Here is a 17,512-nt window from a genome sequence, read left to right on the forward strand (position 1 = left end):
GGATCTCAAATCCGCAACGGGATCACTTCCCCTTCGCGTACCTCTCTAGAGTTCTATGGTCTTTCACCATATCAATTCCTGCATCGTCAGCAAGCGATATGATTGCCATGTACGGGCAAAAATTCTTACGATCTGAGTTAAGTCTAGATGCAGCTTTTATAATTCTTTCAGCACGCCTATTGGCTTCATCACCCATTGCCGACTCAGCATGAGCATTATGAACCTCCTTAACCAACTCAATAAGGCCACTTACTATTTTCCCAATAGCGTTAAGCTCCTTTGTCTTGAGCTCCCCGCCTTTATCATTCTTCTTAGCATGCTCGTCCGCCCAGAGACCCAATATAAACTCTGGAGGCTCAATACCGGCAGTCAACACCCATTCGCTAGGGGTCTGCAGTGCCCCTCCGATGTCTGCGATGGGGTTGTACTCGGCACGCCCCGTGGCAATCGCGAAACGGTAAACCTCCTGACACCGTTGCCGGACCTTGCGCAGCTTCTCCAATGCCCCTCGCGCCTCTATGCGGCGGAAGACCTGTAACCAGTGCATAGGCTTGATGTCGGTTAACGGCAAATTTCCCACCTGGGGGAAGATGTCCAGCTCGAAAGCCTCCATAACGTCACCGGCATAACCTGCCGACCAGCGCAGCGACTTATGCTGATGCCACTCCAGCGCGAGACTCTTAAACGTATTAGCGCGAGAGATCGCCGCTTGGGCACGCGCGACCTTCCTCTCAAGCCCAGGGTGCCGCCCCTGAGCCACAAGCTGGCGAGCGTCAGAAGCAAGCTGCCTCGCCTGTGCGAGCGTTACCTTGTTGATGGTGCCAAGGGAAATATGCGACTGCTTGCCATCCAGACGAAATCGGAAGCGCCACGATTTGCCGCCTACCGCTCGAATCCAGAGGAATAGACCACCGCCATCGGCAAGGCCATAGTCCCTCTCGCGTGGCGCAGCATTCTTCACCTGCAAAGCCGTCAATGGCATACCGAGTACCCATAGATTATTGAACAACCCAAAGGTACTCGCAGAGGCACTCAGATGACAAGCGCTTGGGTGAGACCGGATGGCACTGCACGGAACAAGAAGCCCTCACTAGGTTGACCTCTTGATGGACTCATGCAACCGCTTGGTACTGCATGAATCTATTTAATGGTGCCCGAGACAGGAATCGAACCTGCGACCTTCGCGTTACGAGTGCGCTGCTCTACCGGCTGAGCTACACGGGCGCTGGGCTAAACCTAGCACCGGGACCGGGGTTTTGCCATGTCACCCGCCCGGCAGGGAGCAAGGCACAAGCGGCAGATAGCAAAACGCCCCGAACCAGTCGGGGCGTTTGCTTGTTCAGCTTACAGCGTCAGGGGGTCTTAAACGCCCGAAGCCTTGGCTGCTGCCACGTCTTTGATGGACAGCTTGATACGGCCGCGGTTGTCCACGTCCAGCACCAGCACTTCCACTTCCTGACCTTCTTTCAGGATGTCGGTCACTTTCTCGACGCGAGCATCGCTCAGCATGGAGATGTGAACCAGACCGTCCTTGCCAGGCAGGATGTTGACGAATGCGCCGAAGTCGACGATGCGCTCAACCTTGCCAACGTAGATCTTGCCGATCTCGGCTTCCGCGGTGATGCCCAGAACGCGCTGACGCGCAGCTTCTGCGGCTTCCTTGGTTTCGCCGAAGATCTTGATCGAGCCGTCGTCTTCGATGTCGATCGAAGCCTTGGTCTCTTCGCAGATCGCACGGATGGTCGCGCCGCCTTTACCGATGACATCACGGATTTTGTCGGTGTCGATCTTCATCGCGATCATGGTCGGAGCGTTGGCCGACAGTTCGGTACGCGACTGGCCAATGATCTGGTTCATCTGGCCGAGGATGTTCAGGCGAGCTTCCAGGGCCTGGCCCAGGGCGATCTCCATGATTTCTTCGGTGATGCCCTTGATCTTGATGTCCATCTGCAGCGCGGTGACGCCTTTGGCGGTACCGGCTACCTTGAAGTCCATGTCGCCCAGGTGGTCTTCGTCACCCAGGATGTCGGTCAGGACGGCGAATTTCTCGCCTTCTTTAACCAGGCCCATGGCGATACCGGCAACCGGCGCCTTCATCGGCACACCAGCGTCCATCAGCGCCAGGGAAGCACCGCACACGGAAGCCATGGAGCTGGAACCGTTGGACTCGGTGATTTCCGATACCACGCGGATGGTGTAGGGGAACACGTCGGCGGCTGGCAGCATGGCCTGGACCGAACGACGGGCCAGACGGCCGTGACCGATTTCACGACGACCAGCGCCGCCCATGCGACCACACTCGCCCACCGAGAACGGAGGGAAGTTGTAGTGCAGCATGAAGGGGTCTTTTTTCTCGCCTTCCAAAGTGTCCAGCAGCTGTGCGTCACGGGCGGTACCCAGGGTCGCGACGACCAGGGCCTGAGTCTCGCCACGGGTGAACAGGGCCGAACCGTGGGTCTTCGGCAGAACGCCGACTTCGATGTTCAGTGGACGTACGGTGCGGGTGTCGCGGCCGTCGATACGTGGCTTGCCGTTGACGATGTTTTCGCGAACGGTGCGGTATTCGATTTCACCGAAAGCGGCTTTGACATCGGCAGCGGAAGGCTGGCCTTCTTCGCCGGACAGCTTGGCGACGACCAGGTCTTTCAGCTCGCCCAGGCGTGCATAACGGTCGGCCTTGACGGTGATGGTGTAAGCCTGGGAGATCGCTTCGCCGAACTCGGAGCGGATAGCGCCCAGCAGGTCGGTGGCTTCTGGAGCCGGAGCCCAGTCCCAGGTTGGCTTGGCGGCTTCGGTAGCCAGCTCTTTGACGGCCTGGATAACGGCCTGGAATTCGTCGTGGGCGAACAGTACGGCGCCCAGCATCTGGTCTTCGGTCAGCTCTTTGGCTTCCGATTCAACCATCAGTACCGCTTCTTCGGTACCGGCTACGACCATGTCCAGACTAGATGCCTGAAGCTGCTCGTAAGTCGGGTTCAGCAGGTAGCCGGTGCTTTCGTGGAAAGCAACGCGGGCAGCACCGATCGGACCATCGAAAGGAATGCCGGAAATCGCCAGCGCAGCCGAGGTACCGATCATCGCAGCGATGTCCGGATCGGTCTTCTTGCTGGTGGAAACCACGGTGCAGACAACCTGCACTTCGTTCATGAAGCCTTCTGGGAACAGAGGGCGAATCGGGCGGTCGATCAGACGCGAGGTCAGGGTTTCTTTCTCGGAAGGACGGCCTTCACGCTTGAAGAAACCGCCAGGGATCTTACCGGCAGCGTAAGTCTTTTCCTGGTAGTGAACAGACAGAGGGAAGAAACCCTTGCCTGGATCGGCTTGCTTGGCGCCAACCACGGTCACCAATACGCTGACGTCGTCGTCAACGGTGACCAATACTGCGCCGGAGGCCTGACGGGCGATACGGCCAGTCTCGAGGGTAACGGTCGACTGACCGAACTGGAATTTTTTGATTACCGGGTTCACGGTGTCCTACCTTCTTTGTGGCTCTTGGGGGAACTGGTTTCTTGCGAAATTCTTGGGCAATCCCGGGAATCGGCCCGGCCTTTATTGTCCAGGTAAAACTACGGTCCAGATAAAACTTGAGGCTGGGAGCCTGCCATGCGCCTGCGGGAAACCCACTGACGCACGGCAAACAACCAACCTCTAGCGCAATCGCTGATTAGCGACGCAGACCCAGGCGACCGATCAGAGCGCTGTAACGGCTCAGGTCTTTGCCTTTCAGGTAGTCCAGCAGCTTACGACGCTGGTTAACCATGCGGATCAGACCACGACGGGAGTGGTGGTCTTTACCGTTGGCCTTGAAGTGACCTTGCAGTTTGTTGATGTTGGCGGTCAGCAGTGCAACTTGCACTTCTGGCGAACCAGTGTCACCAACAGCTTGCTGGTAGTCGGTTACGATTTGAGCTTTTTCTTCAACGCTGAGTGCCATTTGGCTTTCCTCTCAAAAGGCAGCGTTCCGAGAAACGCCACCAACAGGCCAGGGACAAATCCCCGTATCTATAAATGAGCTGTGACCGTGCCTGTTAACAGCCACCCTCTCCAGCCTGCTGTTACACAGGCTGGTTTCCGGTCATTCCGACCGAATCAGTCGACGCGGCGCGATGCGCCCGTCTTCGCTCACTTCACCGATACCGATAAAGCGACCGTTATGATCCTGTACCCGCACCATGCCGAACTTCGGTGCATCGGGAGCCCGTACCGGCTGGCCGTTGAGCCAGTAGAACGCGCTGTGCTCGGAGAACTGCAGCAGCGGCCAATCCAGCAGGCCGCTGTCCGATGGCATCAGGAAGCGATCCACCGCTTCGTTTCCGCCTTCGGCATGTACCGCTTCAAGCTCTTCCAGCGTGACGGTCTGGGCCAGACTGAAAGGGCCGGCCTGGGTGCGACGCAGTTCCGCGACATATGCACCACAACCCAGCTTCTCACCGATATCCTCCACCAGGGTGCGAATATAGGTGCCTTTGCTGCAGTCCACCGCTAGCCGCGCAGTATCGCCTTCAAAGGCCAGTAATTCCAAGCGCGCAATAGTAACAGAACGCGCTTCGCGCTCCACCACTTCGCCTGCACGGGCCAGCTTGTAAAGTGGCTGGCCATCACGCTTGAGGGCCGAGTACATCGGCGGTATCTGGCTGATTTGCCCACGAAATTCCGGCAGCACCGCTTCAATATCGGCGCGACCAACGGTCACTTCGCGAGTCTGCAGGACTTCACCCTCGGCATCGGCCGTGGTGGTGGTCTTGCCCAACTGCATCAGGGTTTCGTAACCCTTGTCGGAATCGAGCAGGTATTGCGAGAACTTGGTCGCCTCGCCAAAGCACAACGGCAACACGCCGGTGGCCAGGGGATCGAGGCTGCCGGTATGCCCGGCCTTCTCGGCGTTGAGCAACCAGCGGACTTTCTGCAGCGCCGCGTTGGAGGTGAACCCCAGCGGCTTGTCGAGCAGGATGATACCGCTGACGTTACGACGGATACGCTTGACCTGAGCCACCGCTTACTCCTTGGCGTCTTCGGGTGTAGCGGCGTGCTGGCTGTCTTCGGCCACGGCGCGCTCGATCAGGGCCGACAGATGCGCACCCCGCACGACGCTTTCGTCGTAGTGGAAGTGCAGTTGTGGAACGCTGCGCAACTTCATCTCGCGAGCCAGCTGCATACGCAGGAAGCCGGCGGCCGAATTGAGCACCTTGATGCTCTGAGCGATATCGTCAGCGTTGTCCTGGCCCATCACGGTGATGAAGATCTTGGCGTGACCGACGTCACGGCTGACTTCAACGGCGGTGATGGTGACCAGGCCGACGCGCGGATCTTTGACTTCACGACGGATCAGCTGAGCGAGCTCACGCTGCATCTGGTCGCCGATACGTTGGGTACGGCTGTATTCTTTTGCCATGTCTTGTTACCTGTTGCTGCCTCGCGGTGAAACCCGCAAGGTCTGAAAGCGGCAAACGCCCGGCCTGACAGAAGCCAGACCGGGCGTTGCGTTTAGAGTCCGGACGATGCGCCGTGCATTTGCATGCAACTGGCCATCATGGCTCTTGAAGTGCGCGAGTTAGAGGCTGCGAGCAACCTGAACCTTCTCGAAGACTTCGATCTTGTCGCCGACTTTGACGTCGTTGTAGCTCTTCACGCCGATACCGCATTCCATGCCGGCACGCACTTCGGAAGCGTCATCCTTGAAGCGGCGCAGGGATTCCAGCTCGCCTTCGAAGATAACGATGTCTTCACGCAGTACACGGATTGGACGGTTACGGTGAACGACACCCTCGATCACCATGCAACCGGCGATCGCGCCGAACTTCGGCGAACGGAACACGTCACGAACCTCGGCAACACCCAGGATGTTCTCCCGAACGTCGCTGCCCAGCATACCGGTCAAGGCTTTCTTGACGTCTTCGATGATGTCGTAGATCACGTTGTAATAACGCATATCCAAACCTTCCTGCTCGACGATCTTGCGAGCGCCGGCATCGGCACGCACGTTGAAGCCGAACAGGACAGCGTTGGAAGCCAGGGCCAGGTTGGCGTCGCTTTCGGTGATACCACCGACGCCGCCGCCGACTACGCGCACTTGCACTTCGTCGTTGCCCAGGCCGTTCAGAGCGCCTTGCAGAGCTTCCAGCGAACCACGGACGTCGGATTTGAGGACGATGTTGAGCGTCTTCTTCTCTTCCTGGCCCATGCTTTCGAAGATGTTTTCCAGCTTGCCGGCGTGAGCGCGAGCCAGTTTGACTTCGCGGAACTTGCCTTGACGGAACAGAGCCACTTCACGGGCTTTCTTCTCGTCGGCAACCACGCTCATCTCGTCGCCAGCGTCCGGGGTACCGTCCAGGCCGAGGATCTCGACCGGAATGGCCGGACCGGCTTCCTTGATCGGCTTGCCGTTCTCGTCGAGCATGGCGCGCACGCGGCCATAGTTCGAGCCGACCAGCACCATGTCGCCTTGACGCAGGGTACCGTCCTGAACCAGTACGGTCGCCACCGGGCCACGGCCCTTGTCGAGACGCGATTCAACCACGACACCACGGCCAGGAGCCGAAGGAGTGGCGGTTAGTTCGAGCACTTCGGCCTGCAGCAGTACGGCTTCGAGCAATTCGTCGACGCCGGTACCCATCTTCGCGGAAACCGGAACGAATGGAGTATCGCCACCCCAGTCTTCGGAAGTCACGCCGTGAACCGACAGTTCGCTACGGATGCGATCGAGGTCGGCACCCGGCTTGTCGATCTTGTTCACCGCGACCACCAGAGGTACGCCAGCCGCCTGAGCGTGCTGAACGGCTTCAACGGTCTGCGGCATCACGCCGTCGTCCGCTGCAACCACCAGGATCACGATGTCGGTCGCCTTGGCACCACGAGCACGCATGGCGGTAAACGCGGCGTGACCCGGGGTATCGAGGAAGGTGACCATGCCGCGTTCGGTTTCAACGTGGTACGCACCGATGTGCTGGGTGATGCCGCCGGCTTCGCCAGCCGCTACCTTGGCACGACGGATGTAGTCGAGCAGCGAGGTCTTACCGTGGTCAACGTGACCCATTACGGTCACGACTGGCGCACGAGGAACCGCTTCACCTTCAAACTTCAGGGACTCGGCCAGAGAATCTTCCAGGGCGGTGTCGCTGATCAGGGTCACTTTGTGGCCCAGTTCTTCAGCAACCAGCTGGGCAGTTTCCTGGTCCAGTACCTGGTTGATGGTGGCCGGTGTGCCCAGCTTGAACATGAACTTGATGATTTCGGCAGCCTTGACCGACATCTGCTGGGCGAGATCGCCAACAGTGATGGTTTCGCCGATCTTCACTTCACGCACGACCGGGCCGGTTGGGCTCTGGAAGCCGTGAGCGTTGCGTTTCTTCAGCTTGGCCTTGCCGCGACCACCACGACGGAAGCCATCGCTTTCTTCGTCGGTGGTACGTGGGGCAACGCGTGGAGCCGGAGCCTTTTCCTTGACGGAAGCACGATGCGGAGCGTTTTTACGCTCGCCATCGCCACCACGACGGTTGTCGTCGTTACGGCTCTTGTCCGGGCGACGCTGCTCGTCCTTCTTGCGCACTTCAGCGACCGGCGCTGGAGCGACAACAGGAACATCTTCAACAATCGGCTCGGCAACCACCGCAGGTGCGGCAACCGCTTCAACGGCAGCAGGTTGCGCAGCAGCAGGCTGGCGACGCGCTTCTTCTTCGGCGCGACGCTTGGCTTCTTCTTCAGCCTTCTGACGTGCAGCATTTTCTACTGCGCGACGTTCTTCCAGTTCACGCTGGCGCTCGGCTTCGATTTCTTCCGGGCTGCGCTGTACGAAGACTTTCTTCTTGCGTACTTCAACGCTGATGCTTTTGCTGCCGGCCACGCGCAGGGTGCTGGTGGTTTTACGCTGCAACGTGATCTTGCGCGGTTCTTCCACTTTCGCCTTGTGGCTGCTCTTCAAGTGAGTCAGCAACGATTGCTTCTCACTGTCGGTCACATGTTCCTCGGCGGCGGTGTGCGGCAGACCTGCCTCACGCATCTGCTGCAACAGGCGCTCTACCGGTGTTTTGACCTCATCGGCCAGTTGTTTCACCGTGACTTGCGTCATGCACTTCTCTCCTCAGGCCGCGCCTATTACTCGAACCAATGGGCTCGGGCGGCCATGATCAACTTGCCGGCACGATCATCGTCAATGCCGTCGATGTCGAGCAGGTCGTCAATAGACTGCTCGGCCAGGTCTTCGCGGGTAATTACGCCGCGCACCGCCAGTTCCATCGCCAAATCCTTGTCCATACCCTCAAGCGAGAGCAGGTCTTCGGCCGGATGGGCGTCTGCCAGCTTTTCCTCAGTAGCGATGGCTTTAGTCAACAAGCGATCCTTGGCACGAGCGCGAAGCTCGTTGACGATGTCTTCGTCAAAGCCGTCGATGTTGAGCATTTCTTCCAACGGTACGTAGGCAATCTCTTCCAGGCTGGTGAAGCCTTCATCAACCAGCACCTGTGCCAGCTCTTCGTCGACTTCCAGCTCGTCGATGAAGTTGCGCAGGATGTCGCCGGTTTCAGCTTGCTGCTTAGCCTGGATGTCCGATTCGGTCATCACGTTCAGGGTCCAGCCAGTCAACTGGCTGGCCAGACGCACGTTCTGACCACCGCGACCGATGGCCTGAGCCAGATTGTCTGCGCCAACGGCGATGTCCATGGCATGGGCATCTTCGTCGACGATAATTGCCGCGACTTCAGCCGGCGACATGGCGTTGATCACGAACTGCGCCGGGTTGTCGTCCCACAGGACGATATCCACACGCTCACCGCCCAACTCACCGGAAACGGCCTGGACGCGCGAACCGCGCATGCCAATGCACGCACCCTGAGGGTCAATGCGCTTGTCTTTGGAACGGACCGCAATCTTGGCGCGCGAACCCGGATCACGGGAGGCAGCCATGACTTCGATCAGGCCTTCGGCGATTTCCGGCACTTCGATACGGAACAGCTCGATCAGCATTTCCGGCGCGGTGCGCGACAGGATCAGCTGCGGGCCGCGGTTCTCGGTGCGGATTTCCTTGAGCAGCGCACGAAGACGCACGCCAACACGGAAAGTCTCGCGGGAAATGATGTCTTCGCGGGCCAACAGCGCTTCAGCGTTGTTACCCAGGTCGACGATCACATTGTCGCGGGTCACTTTTTTCACGGTGCCGGAGATGATTTCACCCAAGCGCTCGCGGTAAGCGTCAACGACTTGAGCACGCTCGGCTTCGCGGACTTTCTGCACGATGACCTGTTTGGCGGTCTGCGCAGCAATGCGGCCGAATTCGATCGACTCGATCTTTTCCTCGACGACATCACCGACTTTCGCGCCCGGATGGGTTTCCTGGACCTTGCTCGGCCAGGTTTCCACAGCCGGATCGTCCAGATCGGCTTCCTCGACTACCGTCCAGCGACGGAAAGTCTCGTAAGCACCGGTGTGGCGATTGATTTCCACACGCAGATCGACTTCGTCCTCGAAACGCTTTTTGGTAGCAGTGGCCAGAGCCAGCTCCAGCGCTTCAAAAATTACGCTTGCCGGTACACCCTTTTCATTGGATACCGACTCAACAACCAGCAGTACTTCTTTGCTCATCGTACGCCTCGCCTTTCGCAAGCCATTGGATCCGCGGGATCCGCGTCTCAGTCAAAACTGGGAATTATGTGGGCCTTGTCGATCATGTCGATCGGCAACAGGAACTCGTGGTCTTCCACCTGCACCACGACGTCCTGCTCCTCCACCCCGCGGAGAAGGCCCTGAAAATTACGCCGGCCTTCAAAAGGCGAGCGCAGCTTGATCTTCACTTGTTCACCGACATACTTGGCAAACTGTTCAAGGGTGAACAGCGGGCGTTCCATGCCAGGAGAGGAAACTTCAAGGGTGTATTCAACGGAGATCGGATCTTCGACATCCAGAACGCCGCTGATCTGACGGCTGACGATGGCGCAGTCGTCCACCAGCACACCGCCTTCTTTATCGATATAAACGCGCAACAGTGAGTGGCGACCTTGAGCCGAAAACTCGATACCCCAGCATTCATAGCCAAGGGCCACGACCACCGGGGCCAACAAGGCCTGCAACTGTTCTAGCTTGCTCGACACCTGAACCCCCTCGTGCATGCTTGTGCAAATAAAAAATGGGCGAAGCGCCCATCCCGGAAACGCCGTTGAATAGCGGCGTTATAAAGTGTCCAGCTAACAAAAAGCCCCTAAAAAGGGGCTCCGCTAAAACTGGTTGCGGGGGCCGGATTTGAACCGACGACCTTCGGGTTATGAGCCCGACGAGCTACCAGACTGCTCCACCCCGCGACAAAGCTGGGGCGGAAGTATACGACCGATCCCTTTTTGGGTCAATGTAACCTTCCACCTACAAGAAAGCCCGCAACAGCGGGCTCTCCTGATAATTGGTACCGAGAAGGGGACTCGAACCCCTACACCCTATGGGCACAACCACCTCAAGGTTGCGTGTCTACCAATTCCACCACCTCGGCATAGACTACGTTACTGCGTGAAACTCTTCTTACTTCTGCTCTTGAGCTGGAGGTACGTCAGTCGCATTGGTTGCCGACTTTTGCTCTTGGAGCACCGGGACATCATCAGAAGCCGGTTTTTGCTTTGGCGCTTCAAGCACCGCTGGATCTGGCAAACCTACTTGAGTCAGCTCATGAGCTTTCTCTTTAGCAAAGTAACCTAACCCCAAGCTGGTTATGAAAAAACCTGCGGCAAGTATAGCAGTAAACTTACTAAGAAAGGTAGAGGAACCTTGGCTTCCGAACACAGTATTTGAAGCACCGGCTCCGAAAGACGCGCCAGCGTCCGCACCTTTACCCTGCTGCAGCAATACCAGAGCTACTACGCCCAGCGCACCCAGCAGATGAAAAACGACTACGACTGTTTCCAGCATTTTTTCAGTTTCCCGCGGCGCGACAAATCGCACCGAACTCATCTGCATTCAGGGAAGCTCCACCAATGAGCCCCCCATCGATATCCGGCATGCCGAACAGTTCGACCGCATTGGCCGCCTTCACGCTGCCGCCGTATAGAAGCCGCACACCTCGTGCCACTTCAGAATTCTCTGCCGCCAACTGCGCCCGGATGGCTGCGTGCACATCCTGGGCCTGTTGCGGCGAAGCAGTCAGCCCGGTACCAATGGCCCAGACCGGCTCGTAAGCAATAACGGCATTGGCAAACGCACCAACACCCAACTCTTCGATAATGCTGCCCAACTGACGCCCGACAACTTCAAGAGTCTTCCCGGCCTCGCGCTGCTCGAGGGTTTCCCCTACACACAAGACCGGCTTCAAGCCACAAGCCTGTGCTGCTGCGAATTTGCGATTCAGCGTACCGTCACGCTCACCCATCATCAGGCGACGCTCGGAATGCCCGACCAACACCAGGGAACAACCTGCATCCACCAGCTGACTCGGAGCTATCTCTCCTGTCAGCGCACCTTGCATGGGCTCCACCGCAGAGTTCTGCGCGCCGACCGAAATCGACTTGCCTTTCAAGCCATCAATCACCTGATTGATATACAAGCAAGGCGGGAATACCGCGACATCAACACCGCTAGGCAAGGCCAGATGACGCAGGCCATTGATCAGCTCAGCGACGCTGGCGCGGGTACCGTGCATTTTCCAGTTACCAGCTACCATAGGGCGACGCATGCTGTACCTCGTCGGTCAAAGTGGGCGCAGATGTTACCCAACCGCATCAACACTGGCAAGCCGAAATCAGGCAGAAACTTCCGCAACCAGTTTTGCCAGTTCGTCAGCATAGCCACGGACCTGGGTTTCATCATCGCCCTCGACCATGACGCGAACCAAAGGCTCGGTGCCCGACTTGCGCAGCAACACCCGCCCACGCCCAGCCATCGCGGTAGTGACGCGCGCGCAGGCCTCTTTCACAGCCGGATGCTCGACAGGATTGGCACCACCGCCAAAACGGACATTGACCAGAATCTGCGGACATTTGCGCAGCGCCTGGCGCGACTGTGCCAAACTTTCATCACGCCGTTTCAGTGCCATCAGCACCTGCAGGGCGGCAATGATCGCATCACCCGTAGTGGTGTGCTGGAAGCACACGATATGGCCGGAGTTTTCACCGCCTACCAGCCATTGGCGCTCAAGCAGCTCGGCAATGACATAACGGTCACCGACATTGGCGCGCACGAATGGAATACCCAGATCAGCCAAGGCCAGCTCAAGCCCCAGATTGCTCATCAAGGTACCGACCACACCGCCCTGCAGCTTGTTACGCGCGTGCAGGTCCCGAGCAATGATGAACAGAAGTTCGTCGCCGTCGACGATGGCGCCTGTATGGTCGACCATCAACACCCGGTCGCCATCACCATCGAAGGCGATACCCAGATCGGCGTGCTCGGCCAATACCGCAGCCTGTAACTGCCCCATGTGGGTCGAGCCGCAATTGTCGTTGATGTTCAGACCGTTAGGCTGTGCGGAGAGCACCACCACTTCAGCGCCCAACTCACGGAAAACACTTGGTGCGACCTTGTAGGTCGCACCGTGGGCACAATCGACAACAATCTTCAGACCCGCAAAGCTGGTACCGGAAGGAACGCTGCTCTTACAGAATTCAATGTAACGGCCCGAGGCGTCATTGATGCGCGATACCTTACCCAGCTTGCTGGACTCCACCACGGTCATCGGCGCGTCCAGCAACTCTTCGATCATCAACTCGACTTCATCCGGGAGCTTGGTGCCTTCCCCCGAGAAGAACTTGATGCCGTTGTCATCGTGAGGATTATGCGACGCGCTGATCACGATCCCCGCCTCTGCATGGAAAGTGCGGGTCAGGTAGGCGATGGCCGGAGTAGGCATCGGGCCCAGCAGCATTACATCCGCGCCGGCAGCGGACAGACCCGCCTCAAGCGCGGACTCGAACATGTAACCGGAAATGCGCGTATCTTTGCCCACCAACACACGACAGGCGCCCATACTGCGAAAGGCCATACCCGCAGCCCAGCCCAGCTTGAGCATGAAATCGGGAGTAATAGGGTACACGCCCACACGACCGCGAATGCCGTCGGTGCCAAAGTATTTCTTGCTCATAAGTGCTCCATCATTCTTATTCGGCTGATTCCACAGCTGTAATCATCCGCACGACATCCACCGTCTCGGCCACATCATGGACCCGCAGGATCTTTGCCCCTTTGGACATTGCCAGAGCGGCAAGAGCCAGCCCGCCATACAGGCGCTCACCGACGGGGCGACTCAATGCCTGACCTATCATGCTCTTTCGTGAAACCCCGACCAGCAGAGGTCGACCAAGGGCATGCAGGGCATCCATATGCTTGAACAGGCTCAAGTTGTGCTGCAGGGTCTTTGCGAAGCCAAAACCCGGATCCAGAATGATCCGTTCCGACCCGATACCCACTGCAGCACACTGAGCCATACGCTCAGCCAGGAATACCCCCACTTCCTTGGTTACATCCCGATACTGCGGATTGTCTTGCATATCGCCAGGCTCACCGAGCATATGCATAAGACAGACCGGTAAACCTGTGGCCGCTGCAGCATCCAGCGCGCCATCCCGCCGCAACGAGCGGACATCATTGATCAATCCCGCGCCCAGGCGCGCAGTTTCGCGCATGACCGCAGGCGTGGATGTATCGACCGAAATAATGACATCCAGTTCACGATGGATGCGTTCGACGATAGGTGCTACCCGCTCAAGCTCTTCAAGCGGCGATACCGCCCGCGCACCAGGACGAGTGGACTCGCCCCCCACATCGATGAGCGTTGCGCCCGCCAGCACCATACCTTCGGCATGGCGCAAGGCAGCATCAAGCTGACTGAAACGGCCACCATCGGAGAAGGAGTCGGGAGTTACATTAAGAATGCCCATGACATGCGTATGGGCCAAATCAAGAACCCGGTTGCCGCAAGGCAACCGGGTCGAGGACGACATAGAAGTCATTTCAAACCTTAGCGGTCAGCAGCCGGGCCGCCGATCGGTGTCTCTGGACGTTCGTTCTGCACCACCGGAGGTGTGGTACCCGAGCCGCCCTCCCAATCGCGAGGCTCGCGAGGGGTACGACCAGCCATGATGTCGTCGATCTGCTCGGCATCGATGGTTTCATACTTCATCAAGGCATCGGCCATCGCATCCAGCTTGTCGCGGTTATCCGTGAGGATCTGCTTGGCGGTGCCATAGCACTGGTCGATGATGCTACGAACTTCGGAGTCAATCAGCTTGGCGGTTTCCGCAGACAGGCTGGCATGCTGGCTGCCAGCACTGCGCCCCAGGAAAACCTCGCCCTCTTCTTCGGCGTACATCAACGGGCCCAGTTTTTCAGACAACCCCCACTTGGTCACCATGTTCCGCGCAATCTGGCTGGCGCGCATGATGTCGTTGGAAGCACCGGTAGTTACACCGTCAAAGCCCAATGTCATTTCTTCAGCGATACGACCGCCGTACAGCGAGCAGATCTGACTGATCAGCGCACGCTTGGACAGACTGTAGCGATCTTCTTCCGGCAGGAACATGGTCACGCCCAGAGCCCGACCACGCGGGATGATCGAAACCTTGTAGACCGGATCGTGCTCAGGCACTACGCGACCGACAATGGCGTGGCCAGCTTCGTGATAAGCCGTGTTCTGCTTTTCCTTTTCGGACATGACCATGGATTTGCGCTCTGCGCCCATCATGATCTTGTCTTTTGCCAGCTCGAACTCTTTCATCTCGACGATGCGCTTGCCGCTACGGGCAGCGAAGAGCGACGCCTCGTTCACCAGGTTGGCCAGATCGGCACCAGAGAAGCCGGGCGTACCACGAGCGATCACTGCCGGTGCAACATCCTCACCCATTGGCACTTTACGCATATGGACTTTCAGGATCTGCTCACGACCACGAATATCCGGCAGACCAACCACGACCTGACGGTCGAAGCGGCCTGGACGCAGCAACGCCGGGTCCAGCACATCAGGACGGTTGGTAGCGGCAATGACAATGATGCCGTCATTCATTTCAAAGCCATCCATCTCGACCAGCAACTGGTTGAGAGTCTGCTCACGCTCATCATGACCACCACCCATGCCGGCACCACGATGGCGACCGACAGCATCGATTTCGTCGATGAAGATGATGCACGGAGCATGTTTCTTGGCCTGCTCGAACATATCGCGAACGCGGCTGGCACCTACACCAACGAACATTTCGACGAAGTCGGAACCGGAAATGGTGAAGAACGGAACCTTGGCTTCACCAGCAATGGCCTTGGCCAGCAAGGTCTTACCGGTACCCGGCGGGCCAACCATGAGCACGCCACGAGGAATACGACCGCCCAGACGCTGGAACTTGCCTGGATCGCGGAGAAACTCAACCAGCTCGCCCACTTCTTCCTTGGCCTCGTCGCAACCCGCGACATCCGCCAGGGTGGTTTTCACCTGATCTTCGGACAACAGGCGCGCCTTGCTCTTGCCAAAGCTCATCGGCCCGCCTTTGCCACCGGCACCACCCTGCATCTGCCGCATGAAGAACATGAAGACGGCGATGATCACCAGGATCGGGAAGCTGGCGACCAGCAGTTGGGTCCAGATGCTTTGCTGTTCAGGCTGCTTGCCTTCGACGACCACATGGTTATCCACCAGGTCACCGATCAGGCCGTTGTCCTGAATCGCAGGACGAATGGTCTTGAAGCTATCGCCATCGTTGCGCTTGCCGGTAATCACATAACCATCAACGGCTACGCGCTCGACCTTGCCATCCTTAACTTGCTGGATAAAGTCGGAATAGTTGAGGGTCTGCGGCTCGTTAGGGCTGGAGAAGTTGTTCATCACCGTCACCAGGACAGCCGCGATGATCAACCACAGGATCAGATTCTTTGCCATATCGTTCAATTAACTACCCTCTGAAGCAAGCTCCGCTGCTGGCGCGCGCTTCGCATGATATTCACCGACCTAACTTACTACATTACCTACAGCTCTGGCAGGCGCTGTCTGTAACCCTTTGTGAAACCCAGATTACACAATATTCGCTTAAGCCCCCGGGGCGAAATACGAAAAAACTATCAACTCGGTCAAAAACAACCTTTACTCGATAGGCCCGCGAAAGCCACGTCCCAGCAGATATTGCTCGCGAGAACGATCACGGGAAGAACTCGGTTTGCGCATCACTACCTTGTCGAACATCTTGCGAACGTTCTTGTGGTATTCGTCGAAACCTTCTCCCTGGAAAATCTTTATCAGGAAGTCGCCACCGGGACGAAGAACCCGCCCCGCCAAATCAAGTGCCAACTCGCACAGAAACATCGCCCGCGGCATATCTACGGCAGGCGTACCACTCATATTGGGGGCCATATCGGAAATCACAAGGTCAACCTGGGAATTTCCGACCGCCTCGAGAATTTGAGCTAACACAGCGTCTTCGGTGAAGTCGCCCTGAATAAAGGTGACATCAGGGATGCTGTCCATTTCCAGGATGTCGGAAGCGATCAGCCTCCCCTGCCCACCAATCAGACGACTGGTCACCTGCGACCAGCCTCCTGGCGCCGCGCCCAGGTCGATTACGCTCATTCCCGGCCGGATCAAACGATCCTTTTCCTGGATTTCCAGCAATTTGTAGCTGGCACGCGAACGGTACCCATCTTTTTGCGCCATTTTGACGAACGGGTCGTTGAAGTGCTCTTTCAGCCAGTTATGGCTTGTCTTGGAACGGGCCACGGGCCACCTCAAAAAATAAAACGGGTCGTGATTAACTGGGCGGTCCCGGACGCGCTCGGGTAAACTGGCCGCCGCTTTTTACAAGATCAGACGCAGGGGTCAGATTATGCCGCTCACTCAAGAGCAGAAGAAACAGTACAAATCCATTGGCCACCATCTGAAACCAGTATTGACTGTGGCTGACAACGGTTTGACCGAAGGTGTGTTGGCCGAACTTGAACGCGCCTTGAGCGATCATGAGCTGATCAAGATCAAGCTCAACATCCTCGAACGCGAGTCCCGCCTGGAAGCCATTGCAGAATTGTGCAAGGCTGGCAAAGCGGATCTGGTGCAGGTCATCGGCAAAATGGCGTTGATTTATCGCAAGAACGCCAAGGTAAACAAGCAACTGTCCAACGTCCATCGCTTCCACTGACGTCGACAGGGGTCAAGGGCGTGCTTCGCGCGCCCTGCCACTCCACCCAGGCACCGGCTGCAAGACCAGCACCAGACCGGAAAAAGCCAAGACAAGATAGCTGAACAACTGCCAGCGCTCGACATCCGACAGCCCGAAGCGCACCACGAAATACATCGTGCACGCACATAACGCCACCAACAACAGCTGCCCTCGCATATCCCGCCACAGGCTCGCCAGCCCTTCAGCACGTACCAATACCAGCATCTGAAGAACGATGCATACCGCTGAAAAACCAACCAGCAGCGCACTCAGCACATTACCGATCTCTTCGATCAGCAGCGGCGCCAGGCCAATCTGGCCCAGCACCGGCAACAAGCCGACATGCAACAACCACACACCACCGACCCATAACATCTGAGTCAGCTGCCAAAGCATGGCGCCGGCATTCAGCAGGCGCC

The 17,512-nt window shown here is 57.8% G+C and carries 16 protein-coding genes and 3 tRNA genes; 1 reads left to right on the top strand and 18 read right to left on the bottom strand.

All coding sequences use genetic code 11. The features are described from left to right. Positions 1–22: 22 nt before the first annotated feature. The 17 genes from CRO75_RS33330 to rlmE form a co-directional block, all read right to left on the bottom strand. Complete coding sequence (locus CRO75_RS33330) at positions 23–982, bottom strand: integrase arm-type DNA-binding domain-containing protein (RefSeq protein ID WP_239990633.1); 960 nt, start codon at positions 980–982, stop codon at positions 23–25. 166 nt (positions 983–1,148) lie between these two features. Further along, positions 1,149–1,224, bottom strand: a tRNA-Thr gene (locus CRO75_RS23980). Between the two features lie 138 nt (positions 1,225–1,362). Further along, positions 1,363–3,468: a polyribonucleotide nucleotidyltransferase gene (gene pnp, locus CRO75_RS23985; protein WP_097138652.1), complete on the bottom strand. Its 2,106-nt coding sequence runs from the start codon at positions 3,466–3,468 to the stop codon at positions 1,363–1,365. A 196-nt stretch (positions 3,469–3,664) separates the two neighbouring features. Further along, positions 3,665–3,934, bottom strand: a complete 270-nt coding sequence (gene rpsO / locus CRO75_RS23990; protein WP_009042128.1) for a 30S ribosomal protein S15 — start codon at positions 3,932–3,934, stop codon at positions 3,665–3,667. A 141-nt stretch (positions 3,935–4,075) separates the two neighbouring features. Further along, positions 4,076–4,993, bottom strand: a complete 918-nt coding sequence (gene truB / locus CRO75_RS23995) for a tRNA pseudouridine(55) synthase TruB (RefSeq protein WP_007920884.1) — start codon at positions 4,991–4,993, stop codon at positions 4,076–4,078. A 3-nt stretch (positions 4,994–4,996) separates the two neighbouring features. Then, on the bottom strand, positions 4,997–5,392 hold the full coding sequence (gene rbfA / locus CRO75_RS24000; RefSeq protein ID WP_007920881.1) for a 30S ribosome-binding factor RbfA: 396 nt from the start codon (positions 5,390–5,392) through the stop codon (positions 4,997–4,999). Between the two features lie 159 nt (positions 5,393–5,551). Next, the gene (gene infB, locus CRO75_RS24005) at positions 5,552–8,065 is read right to left on the bottom strand and encodes a translation initiation factor IF-2 (protein ID WP_007920879.1); all 2,514 of its coding nucleotides are present in this window, start codon (positions 8,063–8,065) and stop codon (positions 5,552–5,554) included. 26 nt (positions 8,066–8,091) lie between these two features. Beyond that, positions 8,092–9,573 (bottom strand): transcription termination factor NusA, encoded by a 1,482-nt coding sequence (gene nusA / locus CRO75_RS24010; RefSeq protein ID WP_007920878.1) that lies wholly within the window; start codon positions 9,571–9,573, stop codon positions 8,092–8,094. Positions 9,574–9,620: 47 nt separating this feature from the next. Next, complete coding sequence (rimP, locus tag CRO75_RS24015) at positions 9,621–10,079, bottom strand: ribosome maturation factor RimP (RefSeq protein ID WP_007920877.1); 459 nt, start codon at positions 10,077–10,079, stop codon at positions 9,621–9,623. Positions 10,080–10,209: 130 nt separating this feature from the next. Then, positions 10,210–10,286 (bottom strand) — tRNA-Met (locus CRO75_RS24020). 96 nt (positions 10,287–10,382) lie between these two features. Further along, a tRNA-Leu gene (locus tag CRO75_RS24025) sits at positions 10,383–10,468 on the bottom strand. A 29-nt stretch (positions 10,469–10,497) separates the two neighbouring features. Next, complete coding sequence (gene secG / locus CRO75_RS24030; protein ID WP_009042126.1) at positions 10,498–10,881, bottom strand: preprotein translocase subunit SecG; 384 nt, start codon at positions 10,879–10,881, stop codon at positions 10,498–10,500. A gap of 4 nt (positions 10,882–10,885) precedes the next feature. Further along, positions 10,886–11,641, bottom strand: a complete 756-nt coding sequence (gene tpiA, locus CRO75_RS24035) for a triose-phosphate isomerase (RefSeq protein WP_007920876.1) — start codon at positions 11,639–11,641, stop codon at positions 10,886–10,888. 66 nt (positions 11,642–11,707) lie between these two features. Next, positions 11,708–13,045, bottom strand: a complete 1,338-nt coding sequence (glmM, locus tag CRO75_RS24040) for a phosphoglucosamine mutase (protein WP_097138654.1) — start codon at positions 13,043–13,045, stop codon at positions 11,708–11,710. A 16-nt stretch (positions 13,046–13,061) separates the two neighbouring features. Then, on the bottom strand, positions 13,062–13,913 hold the full coding sequence (gene folP, locus CRO75_RS24045) for a dihydropteroate synthase (RefSeq protein WP_097138656.1): 852 nt from the start codon (positions 13,911–13,913) through the stop codon (positions 13,062–13,064). Positions 13,914–13,921: 8 nt separating this feature from the next. Continuing rightward, positions 13,922–15,826, bottom strand: a complete 1,905-nt coding sequence (gene ftsH, locus CRO75_RS24050) for an ATP-dependent zinc metalloprotease FtsH (RefSeq protein ID WP_097138658.1) — start codon at positions 15,824–15,826, stop codon at positions 13,922–13,924. Positions 15,827–16,027: 201 nt separating this feature from the next. After that, positions 16,028–16,657, bottom strand: coding sequence for a 23S rRNA (uridine(2552)-2'-O)-methyltransferase RlmE (gene rlmE / locus CRO75_RS24055; RefSeq protein ID WP_097138659.1), 630 nt, complete (start codon positions 16,655–16,657; stop codon positions 16,028–16,030). Positions 16,658–16,763: 106 nt separating this feature from the next. On the opposite strand from rlmE, the gene CRO75_RS24060 reads away from it, so the two are divergent. Further along, positions 16,764–17,072, top strand: a complete 309-nt coding sequence (locus tag CRO75_RS24060) for a YhbY family RNA-binding protein (RefSeq protein WP_007920867.1) — start codon at positions 16,764–16,766, stop codon at positions 17,070–17,072. A 12-nt stretch (positions 17,073–17,084) separates the two neighbouring features. On the opposite strand, the gene CRO75_RS24065 is transcribed toward CRO75_RS24060, so the two are convergent. Next, positions 17,085–17,489, bottom strand: a complete 405-nt coding sequence (locus CRO75_RS24065) for a hypothetical protein (RefSeq protein ID WP_062823700.1) — start codon at positions 17,487–17,489, stop codon at positions 17,085–17,087. Between the last annotated feature and the right edge of the window lie 23 nt (positions 17,490–17,512).

The organism is Pseudomonas sp. LAMO17WK12:I10 (assembly GCF_900215185.1).
Classification (GTDB): Bacteria; Pseudomonadota; Gammaproteobacteria; order Pseudomonadales; family Pseudomonadaceae; genus Aquipseudomonas; species Aquipseudomonas chlororaphis.

Coding starts and splice junctions, on each gene's coding strand:
- CRO75_RS33330 (WP_239990633.1), bottom strand. CDS start 982: ATGCCATTGACGGCTTTGCAGGTGAAGAATGCTGCGCCACGCGAGAGG.
- rpsO (WP_009042128.1), bottom strand. CDS start 3,934: ATGGCACTCAGCGTTGAAGAAAAAGCTCAAATCGTAACCGACTACCAG.
- rbfA (WP_007920881.1), bottom strand. CDS start 5,392: ATGGCAAAAGAATACAGCCGTACCCAACGTATCGGCGACCAGATGCAG.
- infB (WP_007920879.1), bottom strand. CDS start 8,065: ATGACGCAAGTCACGGTGAAACAACTGGCCGATGAGGTCAAAACACCG.
- nusA (WP_007920878.1), bottom strand. CDS start 9,573: ATGAGCAAAGAAGTACTGCTGGTTGTTGAGTCGGTATCCAATGAAAAG.
- secG (WP_009042126.1), bottom strand. CDS start 10,881: ATGCTGGAAACAGTCGTAGTCGTTTTTCATCTGCTGGGTGCGCTGGGC.
- tpiA (WP_007920876.1), bottom strand. CDS start 11,641: ATGCGTCGCCCTATGGTAGCTGGTAACTGGAAAATGCACGGTACCCGC.
- glmM (WP_097138654.1), bottom strand. CDS start 13,045: ATGAGCAAGAAATACTTTGGCACCGACGGCATTCGCGGTCGTGTGGGC.
- folP (WP_097138656.1), bottom strand. CDS start 13,913: ATGACTTCTATGTCGTCCTCGACCCGGTTGCCTTGCGGCAACCGGGTT.
- ftsH (WP_097138658.1), bottom strand. CDS start 15,826: ATGGCAAAGAATCTGATCCTGTGGTTGATCATCGCGGCTGTCCTGGTG.
- CRO75_RS24060 (WP_007920867.1), top strand. CDS start 16,764: ATGCCGCTCACTCAAGAGCAGAAGAAACAGTACAAATCCATTGGCCAC.
- CRO75_RS24065 (WP_062823700.1), bottom strand. CDS start 17,489: ATGCTTTGGCAGCTGACTCAGATGTTATGGGTCGGTGGTGTGTGGTTG.